Below are 18,208 nucleotides of genomic sequence, written 5' to 3'. Positions count from 1 at the left end.
TGTTTTTGACGTGCCGGATGAGTAAACCGGCCTGATGACAGTTTTTGTCATTAGGGATAGGCTAGGGTTCATCATGTCCCGCACCGCCCGATTGTTCCAACTGATGCAAGCCCTGCGTTCTGGCCCGTCGCCAAGAACGTCTGAACAACTGGCGCAGGATCTGGGTGTTTCTGCCAGGACGATACACAGGGATATTGACGCGCTGCGTGGTCTGGGGGCCGTTATCGACGGTGAGGCAGGGTTTGGGTTCACCCTGATCGAAGATGCCACATTGCCGCCATTGGGTTTCACCGATGACGAGCTTGAGGCCCTGGTCCTTGGCCTGCGCGAAGTTCAGGTGATTGGTGATCCGGCCTTGTCAGATGCAGCCAGCGCCGCCCTGCGGAAATTGCAGGGGCGATTGCCACAGCGACAGTCCCATCGGCTGAGCCACGCGGTTCTGGCGGCAACGCGGTTCAATCGCCCGCCCGCGCCGACAATCGACGTGGCCATTTTGCGGCAGGCGACGTGGGACGAACGCGCGGTCGAGTTCTCGTATACGGACGCAAAAGGCGATGCCACACAAAGACGGGTCAACCCGCTGAGCATCGTCTATATGGATCGATCAAACGTGTTGCTCGGCTGGTGCCACCTGAGACAGGATTTTCGCGTTTTCCGGTTGGATCGCATTCAGGACATGTCCGTGACAGATCAAAGCTTTAGACCGAACCGGGTGCCCATGCTGCGCGAAGTTTTGGCGCAAATCCGCGCAGCGCGCGACGCGCAAGACCGCGATGAGGATGCCTGAGACTTTGTGATTCGCCGATTTTGCGCTACTCTGAGGTCGAGCAGTAATCAGGAAAAATCGGAATGCAAAAATGCGTAGGCGGCGTCATGACCGTCGCATTGTGGGCATCCATGGTGCAGGCGGACATATCAGAAAATACGACTTGGCCAGGCAGTGCAGTGTCCGGCGAAACGATACAGCTGGCCTCGGCGGATGTGGCGGTTTCGATCCGTCCGGTCCCGCGCCCGGCGGTTGAGGCTTTGCGGGTGTCCGCGGCCGTGACCGCACGGTTTCAGGCCTGGCTCGGCGCGTTTCAGGAGCGCGCGAAGCAGCAGGGTATATCGGAAAGAACATTGAACAGGGTGTTCTCGGACATGATCTTTGACGAGGACATCCTGAAAAAAGACCGCAATCAGGCTGAATTTTCGAAACCGATCTGGGAGTATCTGGATTCCGCCGTCTCGGACACGCGCGTTTCCAATGGTCGTGCCGCGATGCAACGACATCGGCAAGTGTTGCAGCAAATCGAGGCGGAATATGGCGTTGAAAAGGAAGTGGTCACGGCGATCTGGGGGCTGGAAACATCATTCGGCTCTTATCGTGGCAGCAACCGGACGCTGAGTTCCTTGGCGACACTGGCCTTTGATGCACGGCGGGCGCAGTTCTTTGAAACGCAGTTGATCGCCGCCCTGAGGATCGTGCAGGCAGGTGATGTCAGCGCCAAAAACATGCTGGGCAGCTGGGCAGGTGCAATGGGGCACACGCAGTTCATGCCAACCTCGTATCTGGATCACGCGGTTGATTTCGATGGCGATGGTCGGCGTGACATCTGGTCGGATGATCCGACGGATGCGCTGGCCTCGGCCGCGTCCTATCTGGCGCGGCACGGTTGGAAAAAGGGGCAGCCCTGGGGCGTCGAGGTGCGCCTGCCCGAAGGGTTCGACTATGCCACCGCCAAACGGGACTACACCCTGCTGCCGTCAGAATGGGCGGCGCGCGGCGTGGTGGGGCGTGACGGCAAACCGGTCCCGGATCACGGGCAAGCCGCAATCCTTTTGCCCGCCGGGGGGCAGGGTGTGGCGCTGATGATTTTCGACAATTTCAGCGTGATTGAGGCCTATAACGGGGCCGACGCTTACGTGATCGGTATCGGGCACCTGTCCGACCGGCTTGCGGGTGGCGCACCGTTTCAGTCCGACTGGCCCCGAGGTGAGCGGGCGCTGAGCTTCACCGAGAAGAAAGAGCTGCAAACCCGCCTGACTGATGCGGGGTTCGATACAAAGGGTATCGATGGGCGCACCGGGCCGAACACCATCAATGCGGTTCGCGCCTACCAACTGGCGCAGGGCTTGGTACCGGATGGCTATCCAACTGCGACACTTTTGGAGCGGCTGCGGTGAACAATAAGAGGCGACCCAGGCGGGCCGCCCCTTAATAGACCCTTTTTCTGATCTCAGGAAGCGGCTTTCATCAGCCCCTGAGCGATGATTTCCGCCTGCGCTTCGTCCAGCGATTTGTAAATCCGCACGAACATCTCGTCGATATCCGCCGGGGTCAGGATCAGCGGCGGCGAGATGATCATGCGGTCGCCCACATGGCGCATGATCAGATTGTTGGCAAAGCAACGGTCACGGCAGATATAACCGACCGTGCCGGGCTCGGACGCGAACTTGGCGCGGCTGGCTTTGTCGGGTGTCAGAGCGATGGAGGCCATCATTCCGACGATCTTCGCCTCACCCACCAGCGGGTGATCGGCCAGCGCCTCCCATTTCTGTTTCAGATAGGGGGCGGCAACATCGCGCACATGCTCGACGATCTTCTCTTCTTCCAAAATGCGCAGGTTCTCAAGCGCCACGGCAGCGGCGACGGGGTGGCCGGAATAGGTGTACCCGTGGTTGAATTCCGTCCCGCCGATCACTTCGGCGATCTCGTCATTCACGATGGACCCGCCGATCGGCGCATAGCCCGAGCTGAGCCCTTTGGCGATGGTCATGATATGCGGTTTGATGCCCACGGTTTGCGATCCGAACCAGTTGCCGGTTCGACCGAACCCACAGATCACCTCGTCTGCAATCAACAGGATATCGTATTTGTCGCAGATGCGCTGAATTTCCGGCCAGTAGGTATCGGGCGCCACGATCACGCCGCCTGCACCCTGAACCGGCTCGGCGATGAAGGCCGCGACACGGTCCTCGCCCAGCTCCTGTATGGCCTCTTCCAACTCGCGCGCGCGGGCCAGGCCGAATTCCTCGGGCGACATGTCGCCGCCTTCGGCCCACCAGTTGGGTTGGTTGATATGGTGAATGTTCGGGATCGGAATGCCGCCCTGCGCATGCATGCCTGCCATACCACCCAGCGAAGCCGACCCGACGGAAGACCCGTGATACGCGTTTTTCCTGCTGATGATGATATTTTTGTCCGGCTGCCCCTTCTCGGCCCAGTATGTGCGCACGAGGCGGATATTGGTGTCGTTTGCCTCGGACCCGCCAGCTGCGAAAAAGACATGGTTCAGATCACCTGGTGCCAGTTCGGCGATTTTGGCCGCCAGTGCGATTGCCGGCACATGGGTCGTCTTGAAGAAGGTGTTGTAGTAGGGCAGTTCGCGCATCTGACGCGCCGCGACATCGGCCAGCTCATCGCGGCCATAACCGATATTGACGCACCAAAGTCCTGCCATTGCGTCCAGAATTTCCTCACCTTCGCTGTCGGTCAGGTAAACCCCGCTGGCGCGTGTAATCACGCGGGCCCCTTCCTGCCCCAGCGCACCATTGGCCGAGAAAGGATGGATGTGATGCGCCGCATCCAGCGCCTGCAATTCGGCGGTCGGCATATGGTTGGTTATGGTGGACATCGGAGAATCTCCTACAAGAACGCAGTTGCGGATCACAATATGATCAAATTCATCGCTGTCAATCGAATCAGGCTGAGTTAAGCGGAAGTCAGGGCGTCCGACATCAATTCCATGCCTTGCTCAATGTCCTGAGCCGTCGCCTTTGCCGCTTTTTCGGCGTCGCCTTCGCGCAAGGCGGAAATGATATCCTTGTGCCGATCCGGCAGGCTTTGAGTCCCGAATCGACCACATACGACACGCAGCGAAGGGCCGAACCGCAACCAAAGCCTTTCGGCAAGATCACTGAGAATCGGTGCGTTTGCATGAGAGTACAGCGTTTCGTGGAACGCCTGGTTCAGACGCAGATATCCGCCCACATCCCCGTCGGCGATCATACGGTCCAAATGCGTATCGAGCCGCTCGAGATGATCGATGTCCTCGGCCTGCAAATTCGACGTCGCGCGCCTTGAAAGCTCTGATTCTATTGAGGTTCTTGCAAAGATCATTTCCTGGATATCGCCCGGGGACAGCAGCGGCACGCTTACGCGCCGATTGCCCTGGAACACCAATGCCCCGTCCGAGATCAACCGGCGGATGGCTTCGCGCACCGGTGTCATGCCAACACCCAGCGAATCAGTCAGGCCCTGGATCGTGACAGGCTGGCCCGGAACCAATTCGCCGAACAGGATCTGTGATCTGAGCGTTTGATAAACCTGCTCATGCGCGGGCTGTTTCCCTTTGTCGATTGTCGACGCAGATGCCTTATTTTTGATCAAATCCAATTGGTTCTTCCCATTTCGACTAACCCTGACTTGTCAGGTGACAGACCTCGTGAAACCATACGCTGGATCGAGGAAAAACGCAAAACTTGATCAAATCCAAAAAAACGGGAAAATAGCCGTACACTTGCAGGGAGAAGAATATGACAATCAAAACGCTGACCATGACAGCGGTCATCGCATTGGGGACTTCGGCGGCATTCGCCGAAGAGGTGCGTGTTTACAACTGGTCCGACTACATCGACGAAGAATTGCTGAGCAAATTCGAGGAAGAAACCGGCCTGACTCTGATCTACGATGTGTTCGACAGCAATGAGGTTCTGGAAACCAAGATGCTGGCCGGTGGTTCGGGATACGATGTGGTGGTGCCGTCGGGCACATTCCTGCAACGTCAGATTCAGGCGGGCGCATTTCAGGAACTGGACATGGCCAAGTTGCCGAATGCGGTAAATCTGTGGGACGTGATTCAGGAGCGTACCGCAGGGTATGATCCGAACAATGCCTACTCGATCAACTACATGTGGGGAACGACGGGCATCGGTGTGAACGTCGACAAGGTCAAGGAAGTCTTGGGTGACGACGTGGCCTTGAACAGCATGGATTTGGTTCTGAAGCCGGAGAATATGGAAAAGCTGGCCTCGTGTGGCGTTCACTTCCTTGATGCGCCAGCCGAAATGATACCGATGACCTTGCAGTACATCGGTGAAGACCCCGACAGCCATGACCCGGACGTGATCAAGAAGGTCGAAGACGTTCTGACAAGCGTTCGCCCCTACATCCAGAAGTTTCACAGTTCGGAATACATCAACGCGCTGGCCAATGGCGATATTTGCGTAGCCGTGGGTTGGTCGGGTGATATTTTGCAGGCGCGGGACCGCGCGGCCGAAGCCGACAACGGTGTGAACATCGAATACCACCCGTTCGCAGAAGGGTCGTTGATGTGGTTCGACCAGATGGCAATTCCCGCCGACGCGCCGAATCCGGAAGGTGCGCACAAATTCCTGAATTTCATTCTGGATGCCAACAACATGGCTGCTGCGTCCAACTACGTGTACTACGCCAACGGCAACAAGGCGTCTCAGGAATTTCTTGAGGAAGACGTGATCGGCGATCCGGCAATTTATCCGGATGAAGCCACGATGCAGAACCTGTACATCACGACTCCGTACCCTGCGAAGACACAGCGGGTCGTGACCCGTCTTTGGACCAAGATCAAGTCAGGCACCTGATCCGGTCAAAAGCGCGGGGCGGTCTGGCGATCGCCCCGCCGCACTATTGTCCAAACTGACCATGCGGGGGCTGCTTTGAGTTCTGACGTTTTTGCGCCGTGGAATGACCCACAGGCGAAACCCTTGATCCAGTTCCAGAACGTGACCAAGCGCTTTGGCGAGTTCACAGCGATCGACAACCTGTCTCTGGATATTTTCGAACGTGAGTTTTTTGCCCTGCTAGGCCCTTCAGGGTGCGGCAAAACAACGATGATGCGGATGCTGGCCGGGTTCGAGACCCCGACCGAAGGCCACATCTTGCTGGGCGGGCAGGATATCGACCCCATCCCGCCGAACAAGCGGGCCGTGAACATGATGTTCCAGTCCTATGCCCTGTTCCCGCATCTGAGTGTCTGGGAAAACATCGCTTTCGGTCTGCGCCGAGACAACATGCCCAAGCACGATCTGGAAGACCGGGTCGAAGAGATGCTGCGCCTGACCCGGCTGGAACAGTTCGCCCGTCGCAAACCGCATCAGATCTCGGGCGGTCAGAGGCAGCGCGTCGCACTGGCGCGCTCGTTGGCCAAAGCGCCCAAGCTTCTGCTGCTGGATGAACCGCTGGGCGCGTTGGACAAGAAGCTGCGTCAGGATACCCAGTTCGAATTGATGGATATCCAGGAAAAGACCGGCACCACCTTTGTCATCGTCACCCATGATCAGGAAGAGGCGATGACAGTCGCCACCCGCGTCGCGGTGATGGATCAGGGCCAGTTAAAGCAAGTGGCCACCCCGGATCGGATCTATGAAAACCCTGAATCTGTCTATGTCGCTGACTTCATCGGAGATGTGAACATCATCGAAGGCTGCGCGACGCCATCCGGAGAGGACGCCTATCAGATCGATTGGGCCGAAGGTCAGGCCCCGTTCACGGCGTCTTCGCCTGCCGGTTTCTCAGACGGTCAGCCCTGCCATCTGGCGATCCGCCCCGAGAAAGTGACGATCTCTGCCGAACGGCCCGTCGATGCGGTCAACGCCGTGCAGGGCAAGGTTCACGACATTGCCTATCTGGGCAATCTGTCCACCTATCACGTTGAATTGGCAAACGGCACAATCATCAAGGCGCAGACGGCCAATACCCGCCGCATCTCGCGCCGTTCTTTCACCTGGGAAGACCCGGTCTGGCTGTCCTGGACAGCCACGGCCGCGGTTCTGTTGGCCAACTGATGCGCCGCGCCGTTCTGATCGCCATTCCTTACGTCTGGCTGTTGGCCCTGTTTCTGGTGCCGTTCTTCATCGTTCTGAAGATTTCGCTGTCGGATACCGCACTTGCCATCCCGCCCTATACCCCGACTTTGGACCTGTCAGCCGGTTGGGCGGGGATAAAGGAGTTTTTCAGCCAGCTTGATCTGGAGAATTATGTCTGGCTGACCGAGGACGACCTGTATTGGAAAGCCTACCTGTCCAGCGTCAAGATCGCTTTGATTTCGACATTCCTGACACTGCTGGTGGGCTATCCCATTGCCTACGGCATGGCCCGCGCGCCTCAGGAATGGCGACCGACACTGATGATGCTGGTCATCCTGCCCTTCTGGACCTCGTTCCTGATCCGGGTTTACGCTTGGATGGGCATTCTGTCGAACGAAGGGTACCTCAACCAGATCTTGCTGTGGACCGGCATCATCTCGACCCCGCTGACGATCCTGAACACGTCAACTGCCGTCTATATCGGCATCGTCTACACCTATCTGCCGTTCATGATTCTGCCGATCTATTCGGCGCTAGAACGTTTGGATGGATCGCTGATTGAGGCGGCCGAAGATCTGGGCTGTTCGCGTTTGCAGGCCTTCTGGCTGGTGACTATTCCACTGTCCAAACCCGGCATCATTGCTGGTTGCTTCCTTGTGATGATCCCCGTGATCGGTGAATTCGTGATCCCATCCCTTCTGGGTGGTTCCGGTACGCTGATGATCGGCAAGGTTCTGTGGGAAGAGTTCTTTTCGAACCGTGACTGGCCGGTGGCAAGTGCGGTGGCCATCGTGCTGCTGCTGATCCTCGTCATTCCCATCGTGCTGTTCCAGCGCAACCAGCAGAAACAGGCGGAGGCCGAGGGATGAACAGATTGAGCTGGTTCAACACGGTTTCGCTGACGCTGGGTTTTGCGTTTCTGTACATCCCGATGATCATCCTGATCGTCTTCAGCTTCAACGAAAGCAAGCTGGTCACGGTCTGGGCCGGGTTTTCGACGAAATGGTACGGAGAGCTGCTTCGGAACGAAGCGTTCCTTGATGCTGCCTGGGTCACGATCCGGGTCGCGGTCTTTTCGTCGACGCTGGCGACTATTCTGGGAACGGCCGCCGCTTATGTGCTGGTCCGCAGCGGGCGTTTCTTTGGTCGGACACTGTTTTCCGGCATGATCTATGCACCGCTGGTCATGCCCGAAGTGATCACCGGCCTGTCGCTGCTTTTGCTGTTTATCGGCATCGGCCTGGATCGGGGTATTCTGACAATCGTTCTGGCGCATACGACCTTTTCGATGTGTTTCGTTTCCGTTGTCGTATCCTCGCGCCTCATCACCTTTGACCGCTCGCTGGAAGAGGCTGCGCTGGACCTTGGGTGTTCGCCCGCGCAAGCCTTCCGTCTTGTCACCCTGCCGATCATCGCACCAGCGGTAATCTCGGGCTGGTTGCTGGCCTTCACCTTGTCACTTGATGATCTGGTGATTGCATCCTTCACTTCGGGGCCGTCGGCAACGACATTGCCGATCAAGATATTCTCGGCCGTGCGCCTTGGCGTCAGCCCGGAAATCAACGCGTTGTCGACGATCATGATCGCTGTGGTGACGGTCGGGGTAATCACGGCCTCGCTTGTGACCAAACGCGCGATGGTACGTCAGCAGCAGGATGAAATGGCCGCAGCGCGCACCGAATGAAGCGGATTTTTCCAGACTACGCCTATGGCAGCGAACCTCGCGACGGCTGTTGGTGGGACGAAACTGTTGCCAGCCCGGATTGGCCAGAGTTCCAGGGTGACATGCATGTGGATGTGGCCATCATTGGCGGCGGATTTACAGGCGTTTCGGCTGCTCTGCATTTGGCTGAAAAAGCTTCGGTTGCGGTGTTCGAAGCCGGCGCACCGGGGTGGGGAGCCTCGGGCCGAAATGGCGGGTTTTGCTGTCTTGGCGGCTCAAAACTTGGCCACGCATCCATGCAGCGCCGATTTGGCTGCGATGCCGCTTTGGACTATGCGGCAGCGGAACAGGAAGCGGTCCGACTGGTCGCCGATCTGTTGGCACAGCATCAGATCGATGCGGATACCCACTCCAGCGGGGAAACCCAGCTGGCGCATTCCAGGCGGGCGATGGACATGCTGCGCCGCAATGCCGACGAGGCGGGAACCCTGCACGAAGCCAGAGACCTGCCCGCGAAGGGCATGGGTGGCGCGTTTCATGGTGGATACACTTCGCCGGTTGGTTTCGGGTTGAATCCCCGCAAATACCTGTTTGGGATTGCCAGAGCCGCCGAAGCAATGGGCGCGCATCTGTTCCGGAATTCCGCGGTTCTGAGCGTTGAAAAAACGGCGTCCGGCTTTGTGTTGCAAACGCAGAGCGGGACAGTCAAAGCGCAGGCGGTGTTGGTGAGTACCAACGGCTATTCCAGCGAGGATATCCCGGCCTGGATGTCCGGACGATACATGCCTGCTCAGTCGACCGTTATGGTAACGCGACCCCTTGGTAGAACCGAACAGATGGCACAGGGATGGACATCTGATCAGATGTGCTATGATACGCGCAATCTGTTGCACTATTTCCGCCTGATGCCGGACGGGCGCTTTCTGTTTGGTATGAGGGGCGGCCTGCGGTCATCGGCCCAGGCTGAAGCAACCATTCGGCGAAAGGTTCAGCAGGATTTCAAACGTATGTTTCCTGCTTGGTCGACGGTCGAGGTCACTCATATCTGGTCCGGTTTGGTGTGCCTGTCGCGGGCCCTGACACCTTTTGTCGGCCCCGTTCCGGATCAACCGGGGATGTTTGCCGGTTTTGCATATCACGGCAATGGCGTCGCCATGGGCACGTATTGCGGTCGAGCATTGGCACGGTTGGTTCTGGGGCAGGACTCCAGGCTGCCGGTCGTGATGACGCAAACACCGGGTCGGTTTCCTTTGGGTCGCTGGCGCCGTGTGCTCATGCCGCCAGCCTACGCCATGCTGGCGCTGGCCGACCTGCGATGAGGCGGGGCGTTACAGAATTGCGGTTTCCAAGTTCAACCCTGTCGCGTAATCGGGCGCACCATTTTCAGCCCGCCAGAGGCAATACGTCGCCATGCGCCACGCATACCATGGCCTGAGCTGTTCATAGCGCGCGACGATTTCGGGCCTGCCGTAGGCCGAAAGAAACTGGTCTTCCTCTTTCTTCGACAGCGGTGAGCCTCGGTAAAGCTGCTGCATTGCAGGCGACAAAAACAGCGCAAGGTCTTCGCAGGGATCGCCCAGGGCCGGGCATTGCCAGTCGATCAAGGTCAGACCACCGGTCGCCACCAGGATATTGCCTGCCACGGGGTCGCCATGGATCAGGCACGTCCGTTCCGTGGGTGCGACCGGATTCGTAGGTTGCAAATCAGCGAGTTTGTCGCGCCCGTTTGACGTACAGCCTTGCAGAATTCTTTTTCCATGAGCGCGCAAGTCTGCGCTGCCATTGCATCCGGCTGGCGCCCGGACGGCAATGGGCAGGGTATGAAGCTTGCGCAGCAAGGCGCCAACCTGGGCTGAATCCTGCCGCCAGGGGGTTCCGGGGGCGTGGTCGTAAAACACCCAACGGGCTTCATCGTATTGCCCTGTGGCCCGCAGCCTTGGCACGAAACCCGTGGTGCCAAGCGCCTTCAGGCATTGGGCCTCCAACTCTGCATCATTGCGAAACAAAGGATTGCGCAATGCCGTGCTGTAAAGTTTCAGGACTTTGTCACTGTCGCGGCCCTTGACCTTCCACACCCTGTTGGTGCGCCCGCCGTACAATGTCTCGAACCGAGGATGCGCGTTGACCAATCCTTGCGCGTGAAGATGGTCAACCAGATCACGAGGGGGGGCAGGCAAGTCGGGCAGAGGTTCCATCACTTCTTATGGCGAGTCGATTTGCCAAGGTTTGGCCCGTCCCGCCCGACAGATCAAGCACCAGTTCGGACTGCGGTGACCTGAGTTGCGGGAATCACCTGACCGCCCAGCAAGGTCAGCAAAACAGCATCGTCGCCAACCTGTGCTTCGACGACGCGATTGTAGGCGGCGACAGGTTTTTCCGAGAGCAACTTGTCGCCCTTGTAGCTTTCCAGGGTTGCGCTGTAGTTGCCTGATGCCAATGGATTGCCTGAAGAATCCACTCCGGCCCAAACAAACTCCTCGGTTGTCGTGGGTACAGTGACGTTATCGATTACCGTGCCATCACTGTCGCGGATCACCAATTTCGTCGCGTCCGCATCAGGGTCTGCCTGGGCGAACAATGTCACGGGTTGGCCGTCAAAGTGAAAGGCTGATGTCGAGCGGACGTCCATGCCCACCCAGCTTGCAAGCTCGTTCAGTTTCGTGCCGCCCAATGCGTTGGCCAGGTTGGACAAGAGGTCATTGGTCTGGACTTGTTGCTCGACCATCGAGAACTGCGCCAACTGAGACGCATATTCGGTCGAATCCATCGGCTCCAACGGATCCTGATTCTTTGCCTGCGCCGTTAGCATCAGCAAGAATGTCTCAAAGTCCGACGTAATCGCGGATTTCTGAGATGCCCCGGCCTTTTGTTGATCCGCAACGGGCTGCATGGTGTTGACAGGCGTAATCATTGGTCAAAACCTCATGTCGATGCCCCGGCCCGAGGCCGGATACTGTGGATGGGAAGTTGTGTGATCGATCCGTTCGTGCGGCGCAGCTTCTGAATGTGAAGGGGATTGTGTGTCAGCGTCGTTTGCGTCCTTTTGATGTGCGCCAGAACCCCAAGGGGTTCCCAGATCAAAGCTCAGATCCCCATAACCCAGCTTCTGAAACTCTTCTGTCAGAACGGACAAATGACGCCGTATTAAATCGAGGGTTTCCGGGCGCTCGGTCGCAATGGTGATTTGCAGGCCGTCCTCCCGCCCGTTCAGAACAATGGACACACGCCCAAGCTCTTCCGGATTCAACGCTATTTCCGTTGCTCCTGATCCGGTGCGGGTCTGGACGGCTGCCGACAGCTGACCAGCAATCGCCCGGGCGATTTCCGCTCGGGCGGCAGTGGACGGAGCCGCGAGTTGAGGCACGGACTCACGCGAGGTCAGCGGCAAAGGTTCCTCTCTGACGGCGGGCAGGGCCTCAGCCTCGACAACGGGTGTCACGGGTTCGGCTTCGACGGCAGTTGCCATCAACTGAAGCTGCGCCACCGAGGGCGCCCGGTCAGGCGCTGACGGTTTGGGCGTCAGAATGTTCACTTCGGGCAACGGCTTCTTTTCAGCGTCCAGCGGGAGGGGGACGGCCCCCGTTTGTTCGACCGTGCCTTTGGGCTTTGCAAGCTGATCAAACATCTGACCGATTTCGGTCATGGCTGTCATTTGCACAGGTTGGGGCGTCGGACCCTGCGCCTTCTGCGAGAGCGCCGGAACCGGGGAAGGCGTGTCGCTTTGTGTGGGCAAACCTTTTGGTACCGATACCGGTGGTTGATTCGGTATTTCCGAGGGTGCTTGATTTACTTCCGCCATCTGAACCGGCGCCACTTTTACCTTGTCCAAGTCCGGGGTTTCCAGGAATGCAGAAGGGGGTTGCTGTTCGCCTATGTGTTCTGAAATCGGGGTCGGATGGACCGTTGCAGATGCCTCGGCCGATGTCTCCGGCACAGGTTCGGGCTCTGCTTCGACACTTTTCAGTTCGGCATCGATGGCAGCGTTTTCGCCTTCTGGGTGGCCGGTGGCACCAACCTCTTGCCCGAGGACATCCTGAAAGCTCTCCGAGCCAGTGTTTTGGCCCTGAGCCTTACGAGATGTGACGGCTTTCTCGGGCGTGGTCGGCGTTGCGTTCGCCAGCGTTAGGGGGTTGGGCATTTTGCTCCCTCTCCGTGTGACTGGTCGGAACACTGCCAGTAGGTAGTTACGTTTATTTTAACCGCTTTCACCTTTGATCGAGAAAGTTCGAAGCAAATTCGGAGAATGCTATGAAGGTTTCAACCCTTCCTCACGTATCTCAATCACAGTCACCCCAGACCCGGCTGAAAAACGCCGCCATAGAGCTTGAGGCCGCGTTTCTTGCCGAAATGCTGAAATCTGCCGGATTGGGAAAGACCCGTCAGTCCTTTGGCGGTGGCGCCGGTGAGGATCAGTTTTCTTCGATGCTTGTTCAACATCAGGCGCAGCAACTTGCCCGGTCCGGTGGTGTGGGCCTTTCCGAAATTCTGTTCAAGTCACTGATGGAGAAAACCGATGACGTCTAAGGCGGACAAAGCGTTGATCAAGTCTTTGGAAGAAGTCCTGGATTTGGAACGTGCCGCACTTGTGCAGGGGGATCTGGACCGTTTGTCCAGCATGGTGCCTGAAAAAGAAAAGCTGATCGGGGCAATCAATGATCTTCAGGTGCTGGAAAGTGAGGCACTGATTCGCGTTCAACAGAAAGCCGAGCGCAATCAGGCGCTGCTGAACAGCGCGGCTGAAGGCATCCGGGCGGTCGCCAGCCGAATGGCTGAATTGCGGCGCGTTCGGCAGGAATTCAGCACCTATGGTGCAGACGGACAGCGAAGTGAATTCGCGGTGCGCAGCACGGCAAAGCTGGAAAAGCGGGCATAGGCAGAAGTTTGATTCAAATCCGAAATTTCTGGGCCGGGCGCTTTAGCACTCCGTTAGGGGATCGAGCTCAAAAGTGGTGTTGCACCTGAGATCAACAGGTGGCGCGAACGGCCACGCGGCGCGTCGCACAGGTCAGAAAGACACCAATGCCCGCAAATAGTGCGGGGTGAACATGGGCAAAATGGCCCGAACGGAAAAGGATGAAAGCTATGTCCAGCATTCTGACAAACAATGGCGCGATGGTTGCGCTGCAAACTCTCAAGTCGGTCAACAAAAACCTGGCGATGACCCAGAACGCAATCTCGACCGGCAAGGACGTCGCGACGGCCAAGGACAACTCGGCAGTTTGGGCGATTTCCAAAGTGATGGAGTCGGACGTCAAAGGTTTCAACGCCATCAAGGACAGTCTTGCGCTTGGCGAATCGACCGTTGCCGTAGCACGGAACGCCGCGGAAACCGTCACTGATCTGCTGACCCAGATGAAAGGCAAGATCGTCGCGGCGCAGGAAGACAACGTTGACCGCGGCAAAATCAATGATGATGTGACTGCACTGAAAGATCAGATCGCGTCCGTTGTCAGTGCGGCGCAGTTCAATGGTCTGAACCTGGTTGACGGCTCTGCCGGTTCCGCTTCGATCCTTGCATCGCTGGATCGTGACAACACAGGTGCTGTGACCTCGTCGTCCATAACCGTTGCAGGGCAGAACCTGTCGACCGGTGGTTATGTCACCAAGCAGGTTTTTGACGGTTCGACCGGCGCATCGACAGGCAACGATCGCGTCGGCGCAACCATCGATAACGGCGCAACCGCCGCAACCGCACTGGTCACCGACGAATCCAGCGGTGTTTTTGCCGCCGGGGACAAGGTCGTCGTAGCGATCAACGATCAGGTCGTATCCTATACCGTTTCCGCCGAAGACGCTGCCGCGACAACAACCGGTGATCTGGTTGCCGTTGGGTTGAAATCGAAGATTGAAGAGCTTGGGATTACCGGTCTGACCGTCGATTATGACTCGGGTACAGCCGGAACCTTGTCTGTCACCAACGGTACGGGCTCGGACATTTCGTTTTCGGCTCAATTCGTGAACGCCGGTGCAGGTGGTCTGGGCGCGCTGGCCGGCATTGATGTTTCGACCGGTGCGGGTGCGACCGCTGCCCTGGCCGCCGTTGAGTCGCTGATTGATACTTCGATCGACGCGTCTGCTGCTTTTGGTTCCTCTCAAAGCCGGATCGAAACTCAGAAAGAGTTCATCTCGAACCTGTCCGACTCGTTCAAGTCAGGTATCGGGTCGCTGGTCGATGCGGACATGGAAGAGACTTCGGCGCGGCTTCAGGCGCTTCAGGTTCAGCAACAGTTGGCAACACAGTCGCTTTCGATCGCCAATCAGGCACCGCAGTCGATTCTGTCGCTGTTCCGCTAATTCGCGAAATCGGTTGGGGCGCGGTCTTCGCGCCCCAACAATGACTGCCTGATGACGGCCCTTTGGAAGGATTTCAAGTGACACCGCAAACCCTAGCCCATCAAACCTATGCGCAAACCGCCGCGCCGACTCGGACGCCTCGAGACACGGAATACGAAGCGATTTCAAGGATCACACGGCGCCTGAAGGCAGCAACCGCTCAAAAGGCAACGGATTTTTCGGGCTTTGTTCAGGCCGTGCACGAAAATCGGCGGCTATGGGGGGTGCTCGCCACCGGCGTTGCCGATTCCGAGAATGCCCTGCCCAACGACCTGAGAGCTAGGATCTTCTACCTTGCCGAATTCACCGAACAACACAGCAGCCGCGTTCTGGGAGACGGCGCAACCGTTGAACCGTTGGTGGAAATCAACACGGCTGTATTGCGCGGATTGCGCCAAAGGAGGGCAACTTGATGAGTGGTCTGGTCCTGAAGCTTGCCCCGAAAGAAAGGGTTCTGATCAACGGGGTCGTGATTGAGAATGGCGATCGCCGCGGCCGGTTTTCGATCATGACGCCACAGGCAAATGTACTTCGACTGCGGGATGCGATTCATCCGGATGAGGTGAATACGCCGGTGCGCCGCGTCTGTTATGCCGCGCAGCTTGTATTGTCGGGGGACATCGAACCTGGCCAAGCACGTCAGCAATTGTTGCGCCGCGTGGAAGAGCTGAGCCAGGTTTTTACGGATGCAGATAGCCGTCGGGTCTTGGCCGAAGCCACGGATGCCCTGGTTGCAGAGCATTATTACAAGTGCCTCAAATCGCTTCGCTCGCTTCTGCCGCGCGAAGAGCGGCTGATGGCTTACCAGCAATGAAATTCCAACCCGTCATCCCAAGCGGCGGAATCGTGGGCTGGCGGTTCCTGCAACGTACCTATGAAAGTCAGCTCCAGAGTTTTTCGTCGTCCGCTGCGAATGAAAGAGAGACAAAGTACTTTCTGGACAACATTGGGAAAATCCAATCCGCCGAAGAGCTGGTTTCGGATCGCAGGTTGTTGCAGGTCGCTTTGGGTGCATTCGAGTTGGAAGGAGATTTGGACAACCGGTTTTTCATACGCAAAATCCTCGAGGATGGGACACAGGCGGATGACGCGTTGTCCAATCGATTGGCCGACAAGCGATACCGGGAATTTTCTGACGCCTTTGGGTTTGGTCCCGGTGCTGTTCGAAAAACCGCGCTGACGTCCGACATGGAGCAAATCGCCCAGGCCAATTTGACGGCCCGGTTTGAAATTGCCGTTGGCGAGTCGGATGAAACAATGCGTATTTCGCTCTATGCACAACGAGAGCTTTCGGATCTTGCCAACAGGACCTCAAGCGCAGACACAAAGTGGTTTGATCTTATGGGGCTGCCCCCTTTGCGCAGCATGATGGAAACGGCACTTGGACTGCCGTCATCCTTTGCGCAGCTGGACATTGACAAACAACTCGTCGAGTTCAAGGCTAGGTTGCTCAAACTGACCGGCTCGGAGGATCTGGCACAGTTTTCGAACCCAAAGTCCATCGAGAAACTGACCGACACCTATTTGGCCAGAAGTCAGATTGCGCAACTTCAGAACACGATCTCGCCGGCGCAGACCGCATTGATCTTGTTGGTGGCCGTTTGAGCAGAACGCCTCCGGATCGAAGTGGTCGGTGAAGCATGATCGCAAGGGCGTCACGCTGATCAAGGCAATGCGGTTTTCTTCAGAACTGCAACGAAAGGCCTCAACCGTTCAGAATCTCATCGGCTGCGGTTCGCAAAGCATATGATCTGACGGGTCGGGACACGTTGTGCAGATTGACGTCTCCCAGCGGTACAGCATTGGAACAGGCCGGTTCGATGTCTTCTGAAACGACAATGCGGTGCCCTTGCGACTTGCCGAACTCGCCCAAACGTGCGGCGACGTTTGCGGCCTGACCGATAACTGTGAAATCAAGCCGTTCGCGAGATCCCACATTGCCGTAGGTGACACGCCCATACGCGACGCCGATCGAACAGTCGCAATGCCTGTCCGTACCTTCTTTGCGCAGCTCTCCCAAAGTTTCGACGATTTTGATCGCCGAGCGCTGGGCATTGGTGCGGGCCGTACTGGCATCCTCGTCCGTTGCCGGGAAAACGGCCAGAACAGCGTCGCCAATGAACTTCAGGACTTCTCCGTTGTTGTCATGAACAATGCCCGAGACCGTTTCAAAGAACTCGTTCAGGAGATTGATATACTCGCCCCGGCCCAGCTTCTCTTCCAGGCTCGTTGAATTACGGAGGTCGCAGAACATGATGGCGGCGTCGATCTCATCCCCGTCACCCCTCCTGATTTCGCCGCCCAATACGCGCGCGCCGGTGCGTTTGCCGACATAGGTTTCCAGCAGGACCTGCGCGTTTTCGCGCTGCATGAACACCTCGTAGAAACGGGCGATTACCGAGGAACATTCAAAGACAAGGCCCAGATTTTCGGTGGTAAACCCGTCCGGGTGATCGCAGGTCAGCGTCAGAACATTGGTGCGCCCGTCGGAAAACGGCAAGGGCATGGCCACGTAATCTGTTGCGCCCTTGGCCCGCAGATCCTCCATGACCGGGAAGCTGTTTTGCGGGTTTTCATCATTCAACCTTTGCCGCACGCCACCCAGGCCGTTCGAGACATGCCGCAAGGGGCTGTTGATGAAAGCTGGGTGATCATAGATTTCGTATGTCGGAGCCCTAGTCAGAATCTCTTCTTCATCTTTTTCCCAGATATAGTGCTTTCCCGCGATCAGGGGGTGAAGGGACCAGGCCAGAATGCTCAGCCTTTGTATTGCGATGCCGTGCTCCAGCATCTTTTCGGCCAGCGCTTTGGTAAAGCTTTCGGGTGTTGCCGCGGTCGAAGCACCACGCATTAACCAATCGATCAGGGGGCCGCTGATGTTGCCGTCTTCAGGTTCACGAAGGCGGTTGTCGCCCAGATCGATTTTCGTATAGGCGCCGGGCACAAAGCCGATACAGCCTTGAATGGCCGCGCTTTCGGGCAGGGCTTCTTCATAGGCCCAGACAGAATTGGCCAGGTTTTCGGACCCCAGATTGATGTCGTGATACGTGGCAGTGCCTTTGAACGGGCAGAATGTTTGCAGGTCTGTTTCTTCGCTCAGATCAACACAGACATCCGCGCGGGGAACATAGATCGTGGGCGGCAGGCGCGTTTCATACATCACCTTGGCATCTGTGCTTTCAGCCAAAAGCACATCATTGCGATAAATGGCAATTCTGCCATTCAGCGATTCAACCGAGATTCCATACCCATTGATTTTTGGTGCGGCGTGGACGTTCATATGCGACCTCCCTTGCCTGGGTTTTTTCTAGAATGGGGCTTTGCATCCCACATTCCAAGAGGCGCAGAACGGAAAAGTGCCAACGCATACGGTCATGCAGCAAG

The 18,208-nt window shown here is 57.4% G+C and carries 19 protein-coding genes; 13 read left to right on the top strand and 6 right to left on the bottom strand.

Annotation, left to right across the window (positions count from 1 at the left end; translation table 11 throughout):
• Positions 1-73 precede the first annotated feature (73 nt).
• Positions 74-787 carry a helix-turn-helix transcriptional regulator gene (locus tag ACR0C6_RS18125; protein ID WP_480620553.1) on the top strand — a complete coding sequence of 238 codons (714 nt, stop codon included), beginning with the start codon at positions 74-76 and terminating at the stop codon, positions 785-787.
• 62 nt (positions 788-849) lie between these two features.
• The gene (locus ACR0C6_RS18120) at positions 850-2,166 is read left to right on the top strand and encodes a lytic murein transglycosylase (RefSeq protein WP_480620551.1); all 1,317 of its coding nucleotides are present in this window, start codon (positions 850-852) and stop codon (positions 2,164-2,166) included.
• A gap of 53 nt (positions 2,167-2,219) precedes the next feature.
• On the opposite strand, the gene ACR0C6_RS18115 is transcribed toward ACR0C6_RS18120, so the two are convergent.
• Together ACR0C6_RS18115 and ACR0C6_RS18110 are read right to left on the bottom strand one after the other, a co-directional pair.
• Positions 2,220-3,617: an aspartate aminotransferase family protein gene (locus ACR0C6_RS18115; protein WP_152459305.1), complete on the bottom strand. Its 1,398-nt coding sequence runs from the start codon at positions 3,615-3,617 to the stop codon at positions 2,220-2,222.
• 77 nt (positions 3,618-3,694) lie between these two features.
• Positions 3,695-4,378 carry a GntR family transcriptional regulator gene (locus tag ACR0C6_RS18110; RefSeq protein WP_171331767.1) on the bottom strand — a complete coding sequence of 228 codons (684 nt, stop codon included), beginning with the start codon at positions 4,376-4,378 and terminating at the stop codon, positions 3,695-3,697.
• Positions 4,379-4,518: 140 nt separating this feature from the next.
• Here ACR0C6_RS18110 and ACR0C6_RS18105 point away from each other — a divergent pair, with 140 nt between their 5' ends.
• From ACR0C6_RS18105 to ACR0C6_RS18085, 5 genes are all read left to right on the top strand, one after another.
• Positions 4,519-5,604 carry a polyamine ABC transporter substrate-binding protein gene (locus ACR0C6_RS18105; RefSeq protein ID WP_480620549.1) on the top strand — a complete coding sequence of 362 codons (1,086 nt, stop codon included), beginning with the start codon at positions 4,519-4,521 and terminating at the stop codon, positions 5,602-5,604.
• A gap of 75 nt (positions 5,605-5,679) precedes the next feature.
• Complete coding sequence (locus ACR0C6_RS18100; protein WP_480620547.1) at positions 5,680-6,807, top strand: ABC transporter ATP-binding protein; 1,128 nt, start codon at positions 5,680-5,682, stop codon at positions 6,805-6,807.
• Positions 6,807-7,697: an ABC transporter permease subunit gene (locus ACR0C6_RS18095; RefSeq protein WP_152459301.1), complete on the top strand. Its 891-nt coding sequence runs from the start codon at positions 6,807-6,809 to the stop codon at positions 7,695-7,697. The genes ACR0C6_RS18100 and ACR0C6_RS18095 overlap by 1 nt, the downstream gene beginning before the upstream one ends.
• The gene (locus tag ACR0C6_RS18090; RefSeq protein WP_152459300.1) at positions 7,694-8,512 is read left to right on the top strand and encodes an ABC transporter permease; all 819 of its coding nucleotides are present in this window, start codon (positions 7,694-7,696) and stop codon (positions 8,510-8,512) included. The genes ACR0C6_RS18095 and ACR0C6_RS18090 overlap by 4 nt, the downstream gene beginning before the upstream one ends.
• Complete coding sequence (locus tag ACR0C6_RS18085) at positions 8,509-9,810, top strand: NAD(P)/FAD-dependent oxidoreductase (RefSeq protein WP_480447353.1); 1,302 nt, start codon at positions 8,509-8,511, stop codon at positions 9,808-9,810. Before ACR0C6_RS18090 ends, ACR0C6_RS18085 begins: the two co-directional genes overlap by 4 nt.
• 9 nt (positions 9,811-9,819) lie before the next feature.
• Here ACR0C6_RS18085 and ACR0C6_RS18080 read toward each other — a convergent pair whose 3' ends face one another.
• From ACR0C6_RS18080 to ACR0C6_RS18070, 3 genes are read right to left on the bottom strand one after another with little or no spacing between them, the layout of a single operon-like run.
• Positions 9,820-10,686: a phosphotransferase gene (locus tag ACR0C6_RS18080; protein WP_480447354.1), complete on the bottom strand. Its 867-nt coding sequence runs from the start codon at positions 10,684-10,686 to the stop codon at positions 9,820-9,822.
• Positions 10,687-10,739: 53 nt separating this feature from the next.
• Positions 10,740-11,402 (bottom strand): flagellar hook capping FlgD N-terminal domain-containing protein, encoded by a 663-nt coding sequence (locus tag ACR0C6_RS18075; protein WP_480620545.1) that lies wholly within the window; start codon positions 11,400-11,402, stop codon positions 10,740-10,742.
• A gap of 3 nt (positions 11,403-11,405) precedes the next feature.
• Complete coding sequence (locus ACR0C6_RS18070; protein ID WP_480620543.1) at positions 11,406-12,629, bottom strand: flagellar hook-length control protein FliK; 1,224 nt, start codon at positions 12,627-12,629, stop codon at positions 11,406-11,408.
• 110 nt (positions 12,630-12,739) lie between these two features.
• Between ACR0C6_RS18070 and ACR0C6_RS18065 the strand changes: the two genes are divergently transcribed.
• The 6 genes from ACR0C6_RS18065 (at position 12,740) to ACR0C6_RS18040 (ending at position 16,429) form a co-directional block, all read left to right on the top strand.
• A complete protein-coding gene (locus tag ACR0C6_RS18065) occupies positions 12,740-13,015 on the top strand; it encodes a rod-binding protein (RefSeq protein ID WP_171230574.1) in 276 nt (91 codons plus the stop codon).
• Complete coding sequence (locus ACR0C6_RS18060) at positions 13,005-13,364, top strand: flagellar biosynthesis protein FlgN (protein WP_152459294.1); 360 nt, start codon at positions 13,005-13,007, stop codon at positions 13,362-13,364. The genes ACR0C6_RS18065 and ACR0C6_RS18060 overlap by 11 nt, the downstream gene beginning before the upstream one ends.
• A 209-nt stretch (positions 13,365-13,573) precedes the next feature.
• Positions 13,574-14,785, top strand: coding sequence for a flagellin (locus ACR0C6_RS18055; protein ID WP_171119936.1), 1,212 nt, complete (start codon positions 13,574-13,576; stop codon positions 14,783-14,785).
• Between the two features lie 77 nt (positions 14,786-14,862).
• Positions 14,863-15,237: a flagellar biosynthesis regulator FlaF gene (gene flaF / locus ACR0C6_RS18050; protein ID WP_171230577.1), complete on the top strand. Its 375-nt coding sequence runs from the start codon at positions 14,863-14,865 to the stop codon at positions 15,235-15,237.
• The gene (gene flbT, locus ACR0C6_RS18045) at positions 15,237-15,638 is read left to right on the top strand and encodes a flagellar biosynthesis repressor FlbT (RefSeq protein WP_152459291.1); all 402 of its coding nucleotides are present in this window, start codon (positions 15,237-15,239) and stop codon (positions 15,636-15,638) included. Before flaF ends, flbT begins: the two co-directional genes overlap by 1 nt.
• Positions 15,635-16,429, top strand: a complete 795-nt coding sequence (locus ACR0C6_RS18040; protein WP_480620540.1) for a DUF1217 domain-containing protein — start codon at positions 15,635-15,637, stop codon at positions 16,427-16,429. The genes flbT and ACR0C6_RS18040 overlap by 4 nt, the downstream gene beginning before the upstream one ends.
• 100 nt (positions 16,430-16,529) lie before the next feature.
• Here ACR0C6_RS18040 and ACR0C6_RS18035 read toward each other — a convergent pair whose 3' ends face one another.
• Positions 16,530-18,104 (bottom strand): DUF427 domain-containing protein, encoded by a 1,575-nt coding sequence (locus ACR0C6_RS18035; protein ID WP_480620538.1) that lies wholly within the window; start codon positions 18,102-18,104, stop codon positions 16,530-16,532.
• Positions 18,105-18,208: the final 104 nt, after the last annotated feature.

The sequence above is a fragment of the Ruegeria sp. AL12 genome (assembly GCF_056540885.1).
The sequence above is the reverse complement of the archived record's forward strand: the minus strand, read 5'-3'. Positions and strand labels throughout refer to the sequence as shown.